The organism is Marinobacter sp., from assembly GCF_048266785.1.
Classification (GTDB): Bacteria; Pseudomonadota; Gammaproteobacteria; order Pseudomonadales; family Oleiphilaceae; genus Marinobacter.
Map to the genome: position 1 here is coordinate 240,517 of NZ_JBLWYX010000001.1, position 18,800 is coordinate 259,316.

At 55.5% G+C, this 18,800-nt stretch carries 17 protein-coding genes; 12 read left to right on the forward strand and 5 right to left on the reverse strand.

Features of this window, described 5'->3' with window-relative positions:
- Positions 1-6 precede the first annotated feature (6 nt).
- Both paaE and paaZ read left to right on the forward strand, forming a co-directional pair.
- Entirely contained in the window at positions 7-1,083 is a 1,077-nt protein-coding gene (paaE, locus tag ACN0V1_RS01135; protein ID WP_417543222.1) for a 1,2-phenylacetyl-CoA epoxidase subunit PaaE, read from the forward strand.
- A 20-nt stretch (positions 1,084-1,103) separates the two neighbouring features.
- Positions 1,104-3,164: a phenylacetic acid degradation bifunctional protein PaaZ gene (paaZ, locus tag ACN0V1_RS01140; protein ID WP_417543223.1), complete on the forward strand. Its 2,061-nt coding sequence runs from the start codon at positions 1,104-1,106 to the stop codon at positions 3,162-3,164.
- Positions 3,165-3,301: 137 nt separating this feature from the next.
- On the opposite strand, the gene ACN0V1_RS01145 is transcribed toward paaZ, so the two are convergent.
- The 5 genes from ACN0V1_RS01145 to ACN0V1_RS01165 all read right to left on the reverse strand — a co-directional run bounded on the left by ACN0V1_RS01145 (position 3,302) and on the right by ACN0V1_RS01165 (position 7,268).
- Complete coding sequence (locus ACN0V1_RS01145; protein ID WP_417543224.1) at positions 3,302-3,796, reverse strand: universal stress protein; 495 nt, start codon at positions 3,794-3,796, stop codon at positions 3,302-3,304.
- Between the two features lie 44 nt (positions 3,797-3,840).
- On the reverse strand, positions 3,841-5,169 hold the full coding sequence (locus ACN0V1_RS01150) for a TRAP transporter large permease (RefSeq protein ID WP_417543225.1): 1,329 nt from the start codon (positions 5,167-5,169) through the stop codon (positions 3,841-3,843).
- A gap of 24 nt (positions 5,170-5,193) precedes the next feature.
- Positions 5,194-5,709 (reverse strand): TRAP transporter small permease, encoded by a 516-nt coding sequence (locus ACN0V1_RS01155; protein WP_417543226.1) that lies wholly within the window; start codon positions 5,707-5,709, stop codon positions 5,194-5,196.
- A gap of 4 nt (positions 5,710-5,713) precedes the next feature.
- Positions 5,714-6,754, reverse strand: coding sequence for a TRAP transporter substrate-binding protein (locus ACN0V1_RS01160; RefSeq protein WP_417543227.1), 1,041 nt, complete (start codon positions 6,752-6,754; stop codon positions 5,714-5,716).
- A 127-nt stretch (positions 6,755-6,881) separates the two neighbouring features.
- Positions 6,882-7,268 (reverse strand): 5-carboxymethyl-2-hydroxymuconate Delta-isomerase, encoded by a 387-nt coding sequence (locus ACN0V1_RS01165; RefSeq protein WP_417543228.1) that lies wholly within the window; start codon positions 7,266-7,268, stop codon positions 6,882-6,884.
- Positions 7,269-7,584: 316 nt separating this feature from the next.
- Here ACN0V1_RS01165 and hpaH point away from each other — a divergent pair, with 316 nt between their 5' ends.
- The 10 genes from hpaH to ACN0V1_RS01215 all read left to right on the forward strand — a co-directional run bounded on the left by hpaH (position 7,585) and on the right by ACN0V1_RS01215 (position 18,721).
- Positions 7,585-8,388 carry a 2-oxo-hept-4-ene-1,7-dioate hydratase gene (gene hpaH / locus ACN0V1_RS01170; protein ID WP_417543229.1) on the forward strand — a complete coding sequence of 268 codons (804 nt, stop codon included), beginning with the start codon at positions 7,585-7,587 and terminating at the stop codon, positions 8,386-8,388.
- A gap of 23 nt (positions 8,389-8,411) precedes the next feature.
- Positions 8,412-9,218, forward strand: coding sequence for a 4-hydroxy-2-oxoheptanedioate aldolase (hpaI, locus tag ACN0V1_RS01175; RefSeq protein ID WP_417543230.1), 807 nt, complete (start codon positions 8,412-8,414; stop codon positions 9,216-9,218).
- Positions 9,219-9,248: 30 nt separating this feature from the next.
- Positions 9,249-9,917, forward strand: a complete 669-nt coding sequence (locus ACN0V1_RS01180; RefSeq protein WP_417543231.1) for a fumarylacetoacetate hydrolase family protein — start codon at positions 9,249-9,251, stop codon at positions 9,915-9,917.
- 3 nt (positions 9,918-9,920) lie between these two features.
- Entirely contained in the window at positions 9,921-10,703 is a 783-nt protein-coding gene (locus ACN0V1_RS01185; RefSeq protein ID WP_417543232.1) for a fumarylacetoacetate hydrolase family protein, read from the forward strand.
- Positions 10,704-10,721: 18 nt separating this feature from the next.
- Complete coding sequence (hpaE, locus tag ACN0V1_RS01190) at positions 10,722-12,257, forward strand: 5-carboxymethyl-2-hydroxymuconate semialdehyde dehydrogenase (RefSeq protein WP_417543233.1); 1,536 nt, start codon at positions 10,722-10,724, stop codon at positions 12,255-12,257.
- Positions 12,258-12,477: 220 nt separating this feature from the next.
- The gene (gene hpaR, locus ACN0V1_RS01195; RefSeq protein WP_417543234.1) at positions 12,478-12,900 is read left to right on the forward strand and encodes a homoprotocatechuate degradation operon regulator HpaR; all 423 of its coding nucleotides are present in this window, start codon (positions 12,478-12,480) and stop codon (positions 12,898-12,900) included.
- Positions 12,901-13,076: 176 nt separating this feature from the next.
- Positions 13,077-14,507, forward strand: a complete 1,431-nt coding sequence (locus ACN0V1_RS01200) for an aldehyde dehydrogenase family protein (RefSeq protein ID WP_417543235.1) — start codon at positions 13,077-13,079, stop codon at positions 14,505-14,507.
- 57 nt (positions 14,508-14,564) lie between these two features.
- Positions 14,565-15,776: a multidrug effflux MFS transporter gene (locus tag ACN0V1_RS01205; protein ID WP_417543236.1), complete on the forward strand. Its 1,212-nt coding sequence runs from the start codon at positions 14,565-14,567 to the stop codon at positions 15,774-15,776.
- A 14-nt stretch (positions 15,777-15,790) separates the two neighbouring features.
- On the forward strand, positions 15,791-16,717 hold the full coding sequence (hpaD, locus tag ACN0V1_RS01210; protein WP_417543237.1) for a 3,4-dihydroxyphenylacetate 2,3-dioxygenase: 927 nt from the start codon (positions 15,791-15,793) through the stop codon (positions 16,715-16,717).
- Between the two features lie 102 nt (positions 16,718-16,819).
- Positions 16,820-18,721, forward strand: a complete 1,902-nt coding sequence (locus ACN0V1_RS01215) for an FAD-binding monooxygenase (protein WP_417543238.1) — start codon at positions 16,820-16,822, stop codon at positions 18,719-18,721.
- Positions 18,722-18,800: the final 79 nt, after the last annotated feature.

Sequence of the window (18,800 nt, forward strand, 5' to 3'; positions counted from 1 at the left end):
ACGATCATGAATAAATTCTACTCACTGGCCCTCAAAGAGGTCAGGCCGGAAACAAGAAACGCCGTATCCCTGTGCTTTGATCTGCCCGACGACATGGCGGAAAAGTTCAAGTACAAGCAGGGCCAGCACCTTGTGGTGCGGACCAAAGTGGACGGCGAAGAAGTACGCCGCACCTACTCCATTTGCTCAAGCGTTAATGACCAGGAGCTGCGCATTGCCATCAAGCGTGTTCCCGGTGGCGTATTCTCCAGCTTTGCCAACGAGCAACTGAAGCCAGGTTCCACGCTGGAAGTCATGCCGCCGCAAGGCCACTTCTCCATTGATCTGGATCCTGGGCGTGAAGGCAACTACCTGGCGGTCGCTGCGGGCAGTGGCATCACGCCGATCCTGTCCATCATAAAAACGACACTGGAAACCGAGCCCAAGAGCCATTTCACTTTGTTCTATGGCAACAAGGGCACCAGCAGCACCATGTTCCGGGACCAGTTGCAGGATCTGAAAAACGAATACATGACCCGCTTCAACCTGGTGTACATCTTCACCCGGGAAGAACAGGACATAGACTTGTACAACGGGCGCATTGATGGCAACAAGTGTGATCAGCTGTTTGATCACTGGATTGACGCCAAGAACCTGACCGGTGCGTTCCTTTGTGGCCCCCAGATGCTGACCGAAACCGTGCGGGGCTCGCTTGAGCGTCACGGCCTCGACAAGTCAAAAGTTCACTACGAACTCTTTACCCCTGCCGGCGGCGTGCCTCAGGCTCGCAAAGACCGGTCTGAAACCAAAATCGATCCGCAAGCGGTCAGCGTTGTGACGGTTAAAGCAGATGGCCGCTCACTGACCTTCGACCTTGTACGCGACACCAAAAGCATCCTTGATGCCGGTAACGCCGAAGGTGCCGATCTTCCATACTCCTGCAAAGCCGGCGTGTGCTCCACCTGCCGCGCCAAGGTCGTGGAAGGCGAAGTGGAGATGGATCAGAACTTTGCCCTGGAAGACTACGAAGTGGAAGCAGGCTACGTGTTGTCGTGCCAGTGCTACCCGGTCAGCGATAAGGTTGTTCTCGACTACGACCAATAGTAATTCTGGAGTTTTTGTAAATGTCAGTTCTTAAAAGCTTTATTGCCGGTGAATGGGTGGGTGAGCAACAAGCCAAGGCCCTGGCCAGCGCCATCAACGGCGAGATTGTCGCGTACACGCATGACGATACCCTGGACTTTAAAAAGGCCGTTGCATACGGCCGCAAGGTCGGCGGAAAAAACCTGCTGGCCATGGATTTCCAGGAGCGCGCCCTGGCCCTCAAAGCCATGGCGATGTACCTGCAGGAGCACAAAAAAGAGCTCTATGCCCTCTCGATGCATACCGGTTCCAGCAAAGCGGATAACGGTATTGATATCGATGGTGGCTTCGGCACGCTGTTTTCCTACGCCAGCATGGGCCGCCGTGAGCTGCCTTCAGGCAACGTGGTACACGAAGGCCCGGTAACGCCACTGGGCAAAAACAATCACTTTGCCGGCACCCACATTATGGTGCCCCGTGGCGGTGTAGCCGTACATATCGACGCTTACAACTTCCCGGTGTGGGGCATGCTGGAAAAGTTTGCGCCCACATTCCTGGCGGGCATGCCCTCCATTGTGAAGCCTGCGACGTCCACCTGCTACGTCACCGAACTGGCCGTGCGCCTGATGCACGAATCCGGCGCTCTGCCAGAAGGCAGTCTGCAGTTGATCATTGGTAGCACCGGCGATCTGTTCGAGCATCTGGAAGAGCAGGATGTGGTTACCTTTACCGGCTCGGCCAAAACCGCTCGCATGCTGCGTGTTCACCCCAACATTATCAACCGCTCCATTCCGTTCAATGCCGAAGCTGACTCGCTAAACAGTGCGGTTCTTGCGCCGGATGTAACACCGGAACACGAAGAGTTTGATCTGTTCGTGCGGGAAATTAGCCGCGAAATGGTGGCAAAAGCCGGCCAGAAATGTACTGCAATTCGCCGGGTGATGGTGCCTCAGGAACACGTTCAGGCTGTGTGCGACAAACTCAAAGAGCGTCTGTCGAAAATCACCACAGGCGATCCCTCAGTCGAAGGCGTGCGCATGGGCGCCCTCGCTTCTATCGATCAGTTGGAAGATGTCAAAGCCAACATCCAGGAACTGCTGAAGACCAGCGAACTGGTATCGGGCGGCGACGGCAGCTTCAAGCCAACTGGTGAAGGCACAGAAAAGGGCGCGTTCATAGAACCGCACCTGCTGCTGTGCCGTAACCCGGAGAACGGCTGTGGCGCTCACGACATTGAAGCCTTCGGTCCCGTGGTCACGATTATCCCCTACAACACTCTGGATGAAGCGGTTGAGTTGGTCGCCAAGGGCCGCGGCTCACTGGTTACCACGGTAACCACCCGCGACCCGATCACCATTGCCAAACTGGCTCCGGCGCTGGCTGCCTATCATGGCCGCTTGCACCTGCTGGATGCGGAAGCGGCAAAAGAATCCACAGGCCACGGATCTCCCCTGCCGATGCTCAAGCACGGCGGCCCGGGGCGCGCTGGAGGTGGTGAAGAGCTCGGAGGCATCCGCGCCGTGTATCACTACCTGCAACGCACAGCTATTCAGGGCTCGCCCACCATGCTGGCCGCCGTCACCGGCGAATACATTCGTGGTGCCAAGGTTATCGAGAACGAGATACATCCGTTCCGTTATCACTTTGAAGACCTGCAGATTAACCAGTCACTGCTGACACACCGACGCACGGTTACTGAAGCAGATCTGGTGAACTTCGGCTGCCTGTCTGGCGATCATTTCTACATGCACTTTGATGAGATTGCCGCCCGCAACAGCCAGTTCGGTAAGCGCATCGCACACGGCTACTTTGTGCTGTCTGCGGCCGCCGGTATGTTCGTTGATCCCGGCGAAGGCCCGGTACTGGCGAACTACGGTCTGGACACGCTGCGCTTCATTGAGCCGGTCGCGCCGGGCGATACCATTCGCGCCCGCCTGACTTGCAAGCGCAAGATCGATCAGGGCCGCACATCACCGGATGGTCACCCCCAAGGCGTGGTTGTGTGGGATGTTCAGGTTACCAATCAGAACGACGAGCTGGTTGCCAGCTACGATATTCTGACATTGGTCGCCAAAAAAGAAGGCGCTAAAGAGCCCGAGTAATTCTTCCGACCATAAAAAAACCGCCAGCAGCTTCAGGCTCTGGCGGTTTTTTTATGCCGGGCTGACACAGAGAAAAAATGTGTTGGACTACTCTTCGCTCCAATACGGCGTTTGCCCGCCATTAATGACGATAGATCTCAGGCAATACCCAATGGCACGATCAGCACCGGACGCTTGGAGTGAGTCAATGTCTTGGTCGCGGTAGAGCCCATCAGTGCCTGTCCTAGCGCACTGTGCTTGCGGGTTCCCATAACAATCACATCCGCGTTCATTTCGTCGCCGACTTCGAGGATTTTACGCCAAGGCGTGCCTTCTTCGATGCGCGCCTCAATGTTCTTCAGGCTTAACACTTCGTGCTCTTCCAGCTCTTCCGCGCAGAAGCGCTCTATCCGCCCGCGAATCTTGATGCTCAAGGCCTCAATGCCTTTTTGCAGCATGTCGTCGAGTTCGTCTTTTTCCATCATGTTACTCAGCAAGCTGCGTGTGGTACCCGTCAAAGACTCAATCACATGCAGATAGGTAATCTGGGCCTCGGAGTAATGACCACACAGGCTGACCGCTGCACGGAATGCCGGACGTGAACCTTTATCAAGATCGGAGACGTATAAAATCTTTTTAACATCATGATACATAGCTCTTCTCCTCTACCCACACGGGGCCGGCAAGGCTGCACCGCTTAGTGGTACAGCAGCTCCGGCAGAAACAGCGCAATCTGAGCAAAAAACACAATCAGCGCCAAACGCACAATATCGGCGCACCAAAACGGAGTGACGCCCTTGAAGATAGTACCCGTTTTAACATCCCTCAATACGGCACTTAGCACAAAGACATTCATACCTACAGGCGGTGTAATCAGACTGATCTCAGTCACAACAACAACAACTATGCCGAACCACACCAGATCAAAGCCCATACTCGCCACCAGCGGGTAAAATACCGGCACTGTCAACAGCATCATCGAAAGGCTTTCAAATACCATTCCAAGCACAATGTAGATACCCAAAATTGCCAGAATCACGACAATCGGAGCCACATTCAGCGCCGTCACAAACTCCAGCAGCATGCCCGGCAGCCCGGCGCGATTAATGAAGTCCGAGAAAATCAACGCCCCGATCACCACGGCAAACAGCATCGCAGAAGTACGCGCTGTATCCGCCAGTACTTCGAAGAGCGTCGGCAAGGAGAGGCTGCGCCGGGCAAGGGCAATCAGGAAAGCGCCACCTGCACCGATGCCCGCCGCTTCCGTCGGCGTGAAGATACCCAAGTAAATACCGCCCATCACAACGGTGAACAACAGCAATACGCCCCAAACTCCTTTCAGCGCGCGCAAACGTTCCGGCCACTCGGCTTTCTCACCCGCAGGGCCGGCGCTGGGATCACGCCAGACCACATAACGTACCGCCATCATATACATCAGAATGCCGAGGATGCCCGGAATGAAACCGGCGGCGAACAGTTCACGAATCGAGGATTCGGTCAGCAGACCGTAAATTATCAGAATCACGCTCGGCGGAATCAAGATGCCCAAGGTGCCGCCAGCAGCGATGGAGGCGGTGGCCAACGAGTCAGCATAGCCGTATTTGCGCATCGGTGGCATGGCCACCTTGCCCATGGTCGCCGAAGTAGCAAGACTCGAACCACAGATTGCTGAAAACCCCCCACAGGCGACTACCGTTGCCATGGACAATCCGCCTTTTCGATGGCCGAGAAAGGCATTGGACACATGGTAAAGCTCCTGGGCCAGGCCCGAGCGTGTCACCAGGTTGCCCATCAGCACGAACAACGGAATCACTGACAGGCTATAGTTCTGGACGGTATCAATCACCCGGTTGGACGCCATCGACAGGGCACCCCGCCAGCGGAACTCCATGAAGTTGGTCAGGTCCAGCCCCATCAGATAGGCGAAACCAAAGAAGCCGACCAGGCCCATGGCAAAGGCAATTGGCACCCTCAGAATCAGGATGAGAAAAAGGAGAACGGCAAAGCCGATCAGTACAACTGACATAGTGAGTTACCTGTATCCGGCGAGTTAGTGTTTATCCTGGAACAGGATGCGGTAGACGCCGAGTGTGATCATGCCGAAGGCTGTCAGCCAACTCATAATAGCGATGTACTCCGTGATGTAACCACTCGGCAGGCCGAGAAATTCCGTCACAACTCCACGCCGGATCGACCTCTCCCCAAGTTCAAAGATCCGTAACGCAAGGAAGTACATTGAAGACGAGATAATCAGGGCCGAAACCAGTCCGAAAACCTTCAACACCTTTAGCCCCAGCACATTATCAAGCAAATCCACCACGATATGGCCACCACGCCAGGTAATCAACGGCATCGCCGCAAATACCATCAGGGCAAGGCCGAGTCGGGTGAGCTCAGTGGCCCCGGGAACGGGACTGTTGAAGAGATACCGGCCGGCAACGTCCAGGCAAGTAGTTAACATAAGCAGGAAGAGAACGGTCGCGGCTACAAGCTCCAGAAGGAACGCCAGCCACCTGGCTGGCCCCTCTTCGCTATAATGCCTGTTAACCCATGTAGCGAGAGACATGCGGTTACTCCCCCCGGTGTTCACGCTCATACTCTCGAGCAACGGTCCGCAGTTCCTTGAGCGCCTGTTTGGCATCCGGTGCACGATCAGACACGCTCTGGATCCACTCTTCGTCCATGCCCTGAATCAGCTTCTGGAAGTCCTGCGCCATCTGATCCCCTTCCTTGACCCGGATGATGTTAACGCCGGCTTCCTGAGCGGCTTTCAGGCCCTCGTCATCAATAGCGTCCCAAGCGCGTCCGGCAAGGGCGGAGAGTTTTTCACCCGATACGCTCATGATTGCCTCGCGATCCTTGGGGTCCAACTTCTCCAGGAAGTATGGATCGATGAACATGGAAAAACTGCCGAGGTACATGCCGCCAGGGAGCACGGTGACGTTGGGCGCCACTTCCTTGAGGCGCAGGGTCTTCTGCTCACCCATGGGGAGGAAGGCACCATCGATCACTCCCTGTTGCATCATTTGATAAACTTCCGGGGCTGGCGCTGAAACCGGAGTCACGCCCATTCGCTGACCAAGCTCGGACTGGACGCCACCACCGATACGAATCTTCTTGCCCTTTATCTGATCGAATGAGGTGATTGGATCAACAGAATGGATATAACCCGGGCCATGGGTAAACATTCCAATCAGGGTCAGACCTTCAAACTCACCGGAGTCCAAGAAGTACTTGTTGTACACCTGCCAAAGTGCGACGGATGCCGCCTCGGCTCCTACACCCAGGCCCGGCAATTCCACAATCTGGGGCAACTGAAAACGGCCCGGAACATAACCGTGATAACTGAACCCGGCGTTGACGACACCGTCCTCAACGAGCTGGAACATGGTTTTCGGGTGGCCCAGATCGTGTTCGACTTCAACGTTGACCCGTCCCTCCGTTGCCTCTTCGACCCACTTGGCCCACGTCGGCCAGACAATGGCGTTCTGTGGGTTGGTGGGCGGTAGCCAGGTCCCCACGTGCAACGTTGTGGCGGCGAAAGCGCCGCTGGATATCGTCAGCCCCAATGAGAGGATGGCGGCTTTGGCAAAGAGCTTTGTTTTTATCATAACGGCCTAACTCCTGATTGCTTTGTAGTTATTACTTGCGTTACCGCGGCCCGGGAACGGGAAGACCCGCGTACCTTTCTGGCGCTGCCACTGCAGATCTTGCAGCGCCCACCCGCGCCTCCTTTCGTCAGGTATTTGAGAACAGGGGATGGATGTTGTTTTTGTTGAACTTCAACACCGGATCCAGCTCCGTCATCTCGAAAGAGATCTGTACATAGCTTTCATCTGTGATCGGCTGCATCCAGTCACACAGGATTTTGAAAACCTGCTCAGCAACGGCCTGCTTGAGTGCCATATCACGACCATGCCCGATCTTCAGATTCAGATTCAGGAAAGCAAAACCATCACGACCATCGGCTACCCGGAAGTCATTGCAGCAGATCGCGCGGCTGCGTACACCCCCCAGCGGAAAGGCACCCGTTGATACCAAGTACTCGTGCAAGCTTTTGAATAAGGACTGAAAATCCAGACGGTCATGAATATTGCCCGAATATTCGACGATGAAATGAGGCATCGCAGCACTCCCACCAGTGATTGTCTTGAGCCCTTATCCCCGTTTAATCCAACGATCCCGGATAAAGGATTAGCAACCAAAATATAGTTAACATGTTAAGTGTTGTCAATGCGGATAACCATGTCAATACTTTTATGGTAGTTGCCCACACACAACCATAACTGTAGTTCAGACATCGACTCTTGACTTACTTAATATGTTAACTAAAATGAATCTCATACATTCTGAACCGTCGCTAGCCGCCATTTGATTTGGCCGCACACGATTCAACGCACGGCCAGTAAACCGCAACGGACTATCAAAGGTGCCATCACGCATGTTGACAAAAGAGCAGATCAAGATCGCCGCCGATCGTCTGTACACAGCCGAAGTTGATCGTAAGCAGATCCCGGCGCTGACTCTGGAGCACCCTGAAATGGACATGGCAGATGCCTACGCCGTCCAGAAAGCCTGGGTTGACCGCAAGATCGAAGATGGCCGCAAGGTGATCGGCTACAAGATCGGCCTGACTTCTCGCGCCATGCAGATGTCGTCCAATATCGATGAACCCGATTATGGCGTTCTGCTTGATGACATGCTGTTTGAAGATGGTGCTACGCTCAAAGCATCCGATTTCCTTGACCCACGCATTGAAGTCGAACTGGCGTTCGTACTGAAAAAACCGCTGTCCGGTAAAAATGTCACCATTTTTGACGTCATTGATGCGACCGACTACGTAATTCCGTCGCTGGAACTGATCGCCGCGCGCTGCCTGCGTACCGATCCGGAAACAGGCTACACTCGCAAGGTATACGACACCATTTCCGATAACGCGGCCAATGCCGGTATCGTCATGGGCGGACGTCCCATCAAACCGATGGATATCGACCTGCGTTGGGCAGGTTGTATGTTGTACCTGAACGGCAAGATCGAAGAAACCGGCCTGGCCGGTGGTGTACTGGGCAACCCACTAAAAGGTATCACCTGGGTATGCAAGCGTTTCGCACCACATAATATTGGTCTGGAGCCGGGTCAGGTGATTCTGTCTGGCTCCTTCACCCGTCCGGTCCCGGTCAAAGCGGGCGATACTGTCCACGCCGATTTCGGTTCACTGGGCGGCGTAACCCTGAACTTCGAATAAGCCCAAACGAGCAGGAGACAAGCATGGAGCTGCCCAAGAATCGCTTCAAGCAGAAACTGGCTACCGGCAACACACAATACGGCCTTTGGCTCGGCCTGCCGGACAACAGCGCCGCTGAAATTACCGCCCTGGCAGGTTTCGATTGGCTATTGATTGACGGTGAACACGCGCCCTTCGACCTTCGTACCATCATGGCTCACCTGCAGGCGATCGCCCCGTACGATACTGCACCGGTCGTGCGGTGCGTTGAAGACAACACTGCTCTGATCAAGCAACTACTGGATATCGGCGTACAAACCCTACTGGTACCGATGGTCGAGACCGCCGAACAGGCGGCTCAACTGGTTCAGGCCGTACGCTATCCGCCACAGGGCATCCGTGGCCTGGGCACCTCACTGGCCCGTGCCGCCCGTTGGGGCCAGATACCAGGTTACCTTAAAAATGCCAACGATGAGATCTGCCTGATTGTTCAGGTTGAAACCGCAAACGCAATGCAAAACCTGGACGCCATCCTGCAAGTGGACGGTGTTGACGGCGTATTTATCGGCCCGTCTGACCTGTCTGCGTCCATGGGTTACGTTGGTGATGCTGGCAACCCCGTGGTGGTCGAGACTATCAATACCGGCCTGAACAAAATTCGCGACGCTGACAAGTATGCGGGCCTGCTCTGCCTGGACCCATCGTTGGTCGAGAAATATGTTCAGCAAGGTGCCAACTTTGTCGGTGTTGGTGTGGACACCATGATTCTGGCCAACGAAACCCGCAAGCTGGCGCAGCGCTTCAAACAGGGCGCCGCGGTTGAAGAAGAAAAACCTCAGGCCGGCTACTGATTACCGACTTTCAACACGAGAAGGTTAACAATGACTGCAAAAACTCTGGTTAACAGCAAGCTGATCTGCGTCGCACTGAACGACAAAGCACAGTTGGCTGCCCTTGAGGGGACATTCAACGAAGCCCCTTATAACAAGCCACCGACTCAGCCGGTGCTTTACTACAAACCGCGCAACACATGGAACACCGGGGGTGCCGTTGTTGAGTGGGCAAAAGATTTTGACGGCAACGACGTTGCAGAAATGGCTGTAGGCGCCAGCCTGGGCGTAGTGATCGGCAAGGAAACTTGCCGTGTCTCTGCCGAGGAAGCACTGAATTACGTGGGCGGTTACACCGTCGTCGCTGACTATTCGCTGCCGGAGCAGAACTATTACCGCCCGGATATCAAAGGCAAATGCCTTGACACCTCTGCGCCGGTCGGTCCTGAAGTGGTCGCCACGGACAAAGTGACCAACCCGGATGCCCTGACCGTGAACATCAGCGTTAACGGCGAGCACAGGAGCACCTTTGCGCTGGCCAATATGGAACGCAGCGTTGCTGAGTTGATCAGCATCATCTCGCGCATCATGACCCTGCAGGCAGGCGAGATCATTGCCGTTGGTTTCGCTGGCGACCGAGTTGCGATCAACAAGGGCGACAAGGTAGAAGCAAGCATCGAGGGTGTCGGCACCCTGAACAATGCGCTGGGAGGTGCCTGAACCATGAGACACGCACGCATTCTATTGAACGGCCACGAGTTGAACATCAACATCGACGCCAACGACCGCATCACCATTACTGAAGGTGAAACACTGGCCGTGGCGCTCGACTCCGATCAGATCACCTGGCTGCCACCGGTAAAGGAACCGGGCACCATTTTCGCACTGGGCCTGAACTATGCGGACCACGCCACGGAGCTGTCGTTCGAGCCACCGAAAGAGCCACTGGTGTTCATTAAGCACGCCAACACATTGACCGGCCACAAGCAGACCAGCTACCGCCCGGACAACATTGAATTTCAGCACTACGAGTGTGAACTGGTCGCCGTGATCGGCAAGACCGGCAAAAACATCAAGCGTGAAGATGCGATGGACTACGTAGCGGGCTATACCGTCTGCAATGACTTCGCCATTCGCGACTATCTGGAGAACTACTACCGCCCCAACCTGCGCGTAAAGAGCCGCGATTCCTTGCTGCCGATGGGCCCGTGGATCGTGGATGCCGCTGACGTGCCCAACGCCAACAACCTGCGCGTGACCACCGAAGTGAACGGCAAGATCACTCAGGACGGTTCCACCAAAGACATGATCTTTGATGTGCCCTTTCTGATCGAGTACCTGAGCAAGATCATGACGCTGAACCCGGGCGACATGATTGCGACCGGAACACCTCACGGCTTGGCCGACATGCAGCCGGGCGATACCGTAGTGTGCAGCATCGAAAGCGTCGGCTCCCTCGAAACGACGATTGTTTCCGAGCAGGAATATTACGGCGACAACTACTAAGAGCTTCAGGAGAACATCATGAGCGACACACTGGCAACCAACCTGGAACGCGCGCAGCAATACCTGGGGCGCTTCAAGAGCAACACCACCGGTCACTACATTAACGGTGAATTCACCCTGGGTAACGGTGGTCGTGAATACGACAACCTGACGCCGACTGACAACAGCTCCATCGGTAAAGTGATGGCCGGTTCCGTGGCTGACATGGATGCAGCCTGTGAAGCTGCTGAAAGCGCCTTCGAAGCCTGGGCCAACACGCCGGGTGCCGAACGTAAAACGATGCTGCACACATTCGCGGACCGGCTGGTTGAGCGTGCTGACGAAATCGCCCTGGTCGAATCCATGGACTGCGGTCAGGCGATCCGTTTCATGAAGCAGGCTGCACTGCGAGGTGCTGCCAACTTCCGCTTCTTCGCCGACAAGGCACCGGAAGCGCAGAATGGCCTGGCCTTGCATCAGGACGAGCACACCAACTACACCATCCGTAAGGCGATCGGCCCGGTCGGCATCATCACGCCGTGGAATACGCCGTTCATGCTGGCCACCTGGAAAATCGCTCCGGCACTGGCCGCAGGTTGCACCGTCGTGCACAAGCCGGCGGAACTGACCCCGCTGAGCGCCTGCATTTTGGCTGAGATCGCGGATGAAGTACTACCCAAGGGCGTGTGGAACATGGTCAACGGCTTCGGCGAAGACGCTGGCAAGCGTCTGACCGAACACCCGGCGATCAAGGCGGTGGCCCTGGTGGGTGAAACAGCCACCGGCTCTCACATCATGCGTCAGGGCGCAGAGACCTTGAAGCGCATGCACTTCGAGTTGGGTGGCAAGAACCCGGTGATCGTGTTTGACGATGCCGACTTCGGTCGCGCCCTGGATGCCGTGGTGTTCATGATCTACAGTCTGAACGGTCAGCGCTGCACCTCTTCCAGCCGCCTGCTGATCCAGAGCGGTATCCGCGACAAGTTCATCGCCGCGCTGGAGCAGCGTGTGCGTAACCTGCGCGTGGGCCACTCACTGGATCCGGAAACCGAAGTGGGCCCACTGGTCGCCACTGAGCATTTCAACAAGGTTCTGAGCTACTTCGACATTGCGGAACAAGACGGCGCCAATATCGCTGTGGGTGGCAAACGCGTCACCGAAGCCAAGGCCGAGCTGAACCCGGCTGGAAACTACGTTGAGCCAACTCTGTTTACCGGCGCCAACAGCAAAATGCGCATCACCCAGGAAGAGATCTTCGGACCAGTATTGACTACGATCACCTTCGAGACCGAAGAAGAAGCCATCAAGATTGCCAACGATACGCAGTACGGCTTGTCTGGTTACATCTGGACCGAGAATACCGGTCGCGCCATGCGCATGGCCAAGCACGTCGAAGCCGGCATGCTATGGGTGAACTCCGAGAACAACCGCAACCTGCCGTCTCCATTCGGCGGTATTAAAATGTCCGGCATCGGCCGTGACGGCGGTGATTGGAGTTTTGACTTCTATATGGAAACCAAAAACGTCTGCATCGCACACGGTACTCACCGCGTGCCGACACTCGGCAAGCACTAAACGTTGCAGAGACACTCATGCCGGCATCTTCGGTTGCCGGCATGAGTTTCAGTCCTTCCTGAAAGTCGACTGCACCAGGTTTGTCAACGTTTTCCAAGCGCTCACGGGGCTCGCTGCACAGCACTACCGAAGCCAGCAGCAACAGTTTGCAAACTGTTAATTAATACATTAATAAAATGATACCATGCAAAGAATTTGGCGACCGGACAGTGAATCACTGATGCGTAAATTCGACGACTCCATCCCTCTAAAACTCCTCAAGGCGCGCGAAGCGACCATGAGCTTCTTCCGCCCTGAATTGCAGTCCATTCCGCTCACCGAGCAGCAGTGGCGGGTCATTCGCGCACTGGTCGAGCACGATGAGCTGGAGTCAAAGCAACTGGCTGATCTGTGCTGCATCCTTAGCCCTAGCTTAACGGGCATTATCAGCCGACTGGAACAGCAGGACTACATTCGGCGGCGGCGCTCGCCGGAAGATCAACGCCGCGTGCTGATCAGCCTGACCGACAAAGCCAAGCAGATGTTTGAGAGCGTCAGTCCTGCACTGGAAGCCCGTTATCAGGAAATCACCAATCAGTTCTCCAAGAAGAACATGCAGCAACTGGCAGAGCTGCTTGACCAACTCTGTCAGATAAAATCCTGACACCCGTCAACAATCCATTCTATTGTTAACCCGCACTTGATTTGAGGGCGTTGACTTTACTTAACATGTTAACTAGGATTAGTTAACATGTTAATGAAATCAGCCCGGCTTCCGGTCTGAACGCAACCAAAACGCGAAACGACAACTCAAATTTTAAGCGCGCGGAGACTCATCCCATGTTGCAAGCATCTTATCCTTATTATCTGGCTAACGAAGCTCATACACCGAACCAGGATCTGGTGGTGTATGACAAGTTCACGGGTGAAGTTGCGACCCGTGTCGCTATGGCGGATGCCGCTGCAATCGACCGGGCAATCGCAGCCGCTGATGCAGCAGCTGAGCCAATGCGCGAGCTCCCGGCTTACAAACGTCAGGCAATCCTTAATCACTGCATCAAGCGCTTCGAAGAGCGCGCAGAAGAGCTGGCTGTCGCCCTTTGTATTGAAGCTGGCAAGCCAATCAAGGATTCCCGGGGTGAGGTGACGCGCCTGATCGACACGTTCCGTATTGCGGCCGAAGAGGCTGTTCGCATCGGCGGTGAAGTCGTTCCCATGGACATCAGCCCTCGCGCCGAAGGCTACACCGGTATGTGGAAGCGCGTGCCGATCGGTGCCTGCTCTTTTATTTCACCGTTTAACTTTCCGCTGAACCTGGCAGCACACAAGGTGGCACCGGCTATTGCAGCTGGCTGCCCCTTCATTCTAAAGCCGGCAAGTCTAACCCCGATCGGTGCGATCATCATCGGTGAAGTCCTGGCTGAAACCGATCTGCCCAAGGGCGCTTTTTCCATCTTGCCTTGTCACCGCACCGGTGCCGACCTGTTTACAACCGACGACCGCCTGAAACTTCTGAGTTTCACCGGCTCCCCCGATGTCGGCTGGCAGTTGAAGGCAAAAGCCGGCAAAAAGCCTGTTGTTCTGGAATTGGGCGGTAACGCAGCCTGTATCGTGGACGAAGGCACGGATATCAACGACGCGGTTGCACGCATTGTGTTCGGCGCCTACTACCAGTCCGGCCAGAGCTGCATCAGCGTGCAGCGCATTATGGTGCACGAGAAGCACTATGACGAAGTGCGCGAGAAACTCTCCACTGCCGTCAATGCCCTGGTACACGGCGATCCAAAAAACGAAAACACCTTTATCGGTCCGATGATCTCCGAGAAGGAAGCCACCCGGTTGCACGACTGGGTACTGGAAGCGAAAGAGTCCGGTGCCACCGTTCTGGCCGGTGGCGAGCGCGATGGCGCGATGCTGCAGGCGACCCTGCTGGAGAACGTTGACCCGGCTCAAAACGTAAACACTCAAGAAGCCTTCGGCCCGGTGGCCATTCTGTCCAGGTTCACCGACTTTGATGCGGCACTGATGGAAGTAAATAATTCTGACTTCGGTCTGCAGGCCGGCATCTTTACCCGCGACATTTACAAGATTCAGAAAGCCTGGGATGAACTGGAAGTGGGCGGCGTGGTGATTGGTGATGTTCCGTCATGGCGTGTGGACCACATGCCATACGGCGGCGTTAAGGACAGTGGTTTGGGTCGTGAGGGGATTCGCTATGCGATCGAAGATATGACCGAACTGCGTCTGTTGGTTATACGCGACCCTAAGTAAGTGTTGTCTGCAGTAGCCCATTGCGGCTGCGCGGACGACCTGACTGGCTGAGATACGTTGAAAACAACACCACCTGTTGCCCTTCTGACACTGATCGCCATGGCCAGCCCGCTGGCCCTGAACGCCTTCGTGCCGGCAATGCCGGATGTTGCGGTCGCTCTGGATGTGGATATCGCCACCATCCAGCTGACCTTTACGTGCTATCTGCTGACACTGGCAATTGGCCAGCTGATCACCGGGCCGCTGGCAGACTATTTTGGCCGTCGGCCAGTACTGCTGGCCGGCTTGGGTCTGCACACGGTTGGCAGCCTGCTTGCTGCCTCGGCTGACGGCGTTGATATGCTGATTGCTGGGCGCGTATTGCAGGCCCTGGGCGGCAGCACCTGCATGGCACTGGTTCGGGCCATCATTCTTGACGTGCATGGCCGCCAGGGCGCCGCTGGCCGCATGGGTTATGTGGTCATGGCCATTGCCATCGCTCAGGCAATCGCCCCAACCATTGGCGGTTATCTGAACCTCTGGAGCGGATGGAACTCTATATTTTATCTATCGGTTTTCATGGGAGCTCTGGTCTGGCTGCTGACTCTGTGGATGCTCCCCGAAACCAGCAACGTGCGCAGTGACAGCCTGCACCTTGGTGGCATTCTTCGGCGCTATCGTGAGGTGCTACGCTCAACACAATACCTGAGTTATGTGTTGTCGAACACGGCAGTGGCAGCAGCGTTCTACCTGTTTGTTGGCAGTAGCCCTTACATAGTGACAGGGCAACTGGGAGGCAATTCGGCCCAATTCGGTAGCTGGTTTCTGATCGTGTCCCTGGCTTTCATGGCTGGCAGTTTTCTATCAACGCGCCTAGCTCACAGGTTCAGTGTGGACAAGATGATACTCGGAGGCAATCTGCTTTCACTACTAGGGGCCGCTTTTCTGGTTGGCCTGTCAGCTCTCAACCAGCTCAGTTTTGTCGGCGTGTTTCTGCCGATGGCGTTGCTTACATTCGGGCGCGGCTTAAGCCAGCCCAGCGCACAGTCAGCAGCCATCAACAGCAGTGACCGCTCAGCCGGAACCGCATCAGGATTGATGGGTTTTATTCAACTGTTAACCGGGGCTGTCATCGCCCAACTGGTGCCCTTCTTGCTGGAATATGGCACGACGTTGGTCTTCGGATGCATACTGATAGCCCTCTTAATCGCTTTGATGGCACACGCCAGCACGTGGCGCTGGCAACACGAAAACGACCTGGCAATTAGGTGTAACAACCAACAACGATAAAAGAGGACAACCTTATGGGTAAGCTCGCATTAGTTGCAAAAATCACGCATGTACCATCCATGTATCTATCCGAGTTGGAGGGCCCGCAGAAGGGCTTTCGCCAAGCGGCCATCGACGGTCATATCGAGATCGGCCGTCGCTGTCGTGAGCTTGGCGTGGATACCATCGTTGTATTCGATACCCACTGGCTGGTGAACGCCAACTACCACATCAATTGTGCCGCCCACTTCAAAGGCAACTACACCAGTGGTGAGCTGCCTCACTTCATCTCCAATATGGAGTTTGAATATGACGGCAACCCTGAACTAGGCAAACTGCTGGCCGCCGAATGCAATGCTCAGGGCGTGGAAACACTGGCGCACGACAAAACCACCCTCGATCCTGAGTACGGCACTCTGGTACCTATGCGCTATATGAATGAAGACCGCCATTTCAAAGTTATTTCGGTCTCTGCAATGTGTACGGTGCACTACCTGAATGACAGTGCCCGCCTGGGTTGGGCAATGCGTAAGGCGATTGAGGAGCACTACGATGGCACCGTAGCCATTTTTGCCAGTGGCTCACTGTCCCATCGTTTTGCCCAGAACGGTCAGGCCCCGAAGTTTGCCACCAAGACCTGGTCTCCATTCCTGGAGCGACTGGATCACGACGTGGTTCGGATGTGGGAAAATGGGGAATGGGAAGACTTCTGCGAAATGCTGCCAGAGTACGCCGTAAAAGGTCACGGTGAGGGCTTTATGCACGACACCGCGATGATGCTGGGTGCGTTAGGCTGGTCTGAGTACGACCAGAAAGCAGAGGTGCTGACCCCTTACTTCGGCAGCTCAGGAACTGGCCAGATCAACGCCGTATTCCCGGTATCTCAGGTAACCGGCGACAAGGTTCCGGCCCCGCAAGCCTCAGTCACCGAGTCCTTTGTGCCCGGTTCAAGCCGTATCTGAGGGCAAATCCCGATTGTGATGTAACTGAATCAATTAACAAAAAAGCAGGGCAAACCGGTCTTAATATCATCCGGCCCAAGCCAGAAAAAAGGAGAAATAACAATGCAATTTCACCATCACGGATACGTATCCAGCGACCCAAGAATGGAAGAGGCGTCAGGGACCGGCATTAATCGCCCCGAGACACTACCGGATGTTATGGATGTACTTATCATTGGCAGCGGACCTGCCGGCGTAATTGCCGCCGCCCAGCTGGCGAAGTTCCCGAACATCACTACCCGAATTGTCGAACGCCGCCCCGGGCGACTGGAAATTGGCCAGGCCGATGGCATTCAGGCACGCAGTGTCGAGACGTTCCAGGCATTCGGTTTTGCTGAAAGAATCACTGCTGAAGCTTTCCATCTTACCGAGATGGCCTTTTGGGGTCCGGACTCCGATAACCCGTCGAATATTGCCCGATCCTCGGTGGCCCCGGACGATCCCGGTGGGAAAATCAGCGAATTCCCTCATCTGATCGTCAACCAGGCCAGGGTTCTCGATTACTTCGCCGAGTGCGCCAGGAACGCTCCTACCCGGCTAACCCCCGATTACGGACTGGAATTCCAGACCCTGACTGTTGATGAAGATTGCGAATATCCCGTAACAGTGACTTTGCGCCATGTCGGCGGCGAGAAAGATGGCCAGGAACGCACGGTGAAAGCCAAATATGTGATCGGCTGCGATGGCGCACACAGTCGTGTGCGCAAATCGATTGGCCGCCAGCACATCGGGGCGGTGTCGTATCATGCCTGGGGCGTGATGGACGTGCTCGCCAACACTGACTTTCCAGACATTCGCACGAAATGTGCCATCCAGTCATCAAGCGGCGGCAGTATTCTGCATATTCCCCGCGAAGGCGGTTACCTGTTCCGGATGTACGTCGACCTCGGCGAGGTTTCCAAGGATGACAATGGCCAAATACGCCAAACCTCTCTGGAAACCATTATTGCCAAGGCCAATAAAATCCTGCACCCCTACACTCTGGAGGTGAAGCACTGCCCTTGGCACACCGTCTACGAGGTGGGTCACCGAGTGACCGATAAGTTCGATGATGTTCCTCCGGGCGAAGAAGGCTCCCGAACTCCGCGAGTCTTTATCACCGGTGACGCCTGTCACACCCATAGTGCCAAAGCCGGTCAGGGTATGAATGTGTCCATGCAGGACGGCTGGAACATCGCCTGGAAGCTGGGCCACGTGCTTTCCGGCATCGCGCCCGAATCTCTGCTCGATACCTATTCGAGTGAGCGCCAGGTTGTCGCGCAGAACCTGATCGACTTTGACCGGGAATGGTCATCCTTAATGGCCAAGCCCGCCGACGAATTCGACAGCCCGCAAGATTTGGCGAATTTTTATGTTAAAACGGCGGAATTTCCCGCCGGCTTCATGACCGAGTACCAGAAGTCGATGATTACCGGCACCACCGAACACCAGCAGTTGGCTGCCGGCTTCCCGATTGGCAAGCGCTTCAAATCAGCTAAGGTAATGCGGGTTTGCGACGGCAACAAGGTCCACTTGGGCCATCATGCAACCGCCGATGGCCGCTGGAGGATCTACGCCTTTGCCGACAGCGCACGCCCCGGCACAGACTCTCGCTTGGCGACCTGGGCTGAATGGATACTCAACTCCCCTGACTCGCCGGTGGTGAAGTACACTCCCGACGGCTCGGACCTGGACAGCCTCTTCGACGTCAAGGTGATCTACCAGCAGCCCCATGGCGAGGTAGAATTCGGCCCAGGGACACCGGCCATTTTTGCCCCGAAAGTTGGCCCTTTCCAAGTGACCAACTATGAAAAAATGTATGCCGTCGACCCGGAGGTTGATATCTTCGAGGTGCGCGACATCAACAGAGACGGGGCCGTTGTGGTGGTGCGACCCGACCATTATGTTTCGCAGGTGCTCTCCTTTGAAGACGTTGAGGAGCTTGCAACTTTCTTTGACGGGAACATGCGCCGCAGCGCCCGGTGACGTCCTCGCCCATAGGCATATCGGATATCGAATCAAGGTCCAGTGACGCAGACAGGACCTCTCGATAGCCAGAATGTTT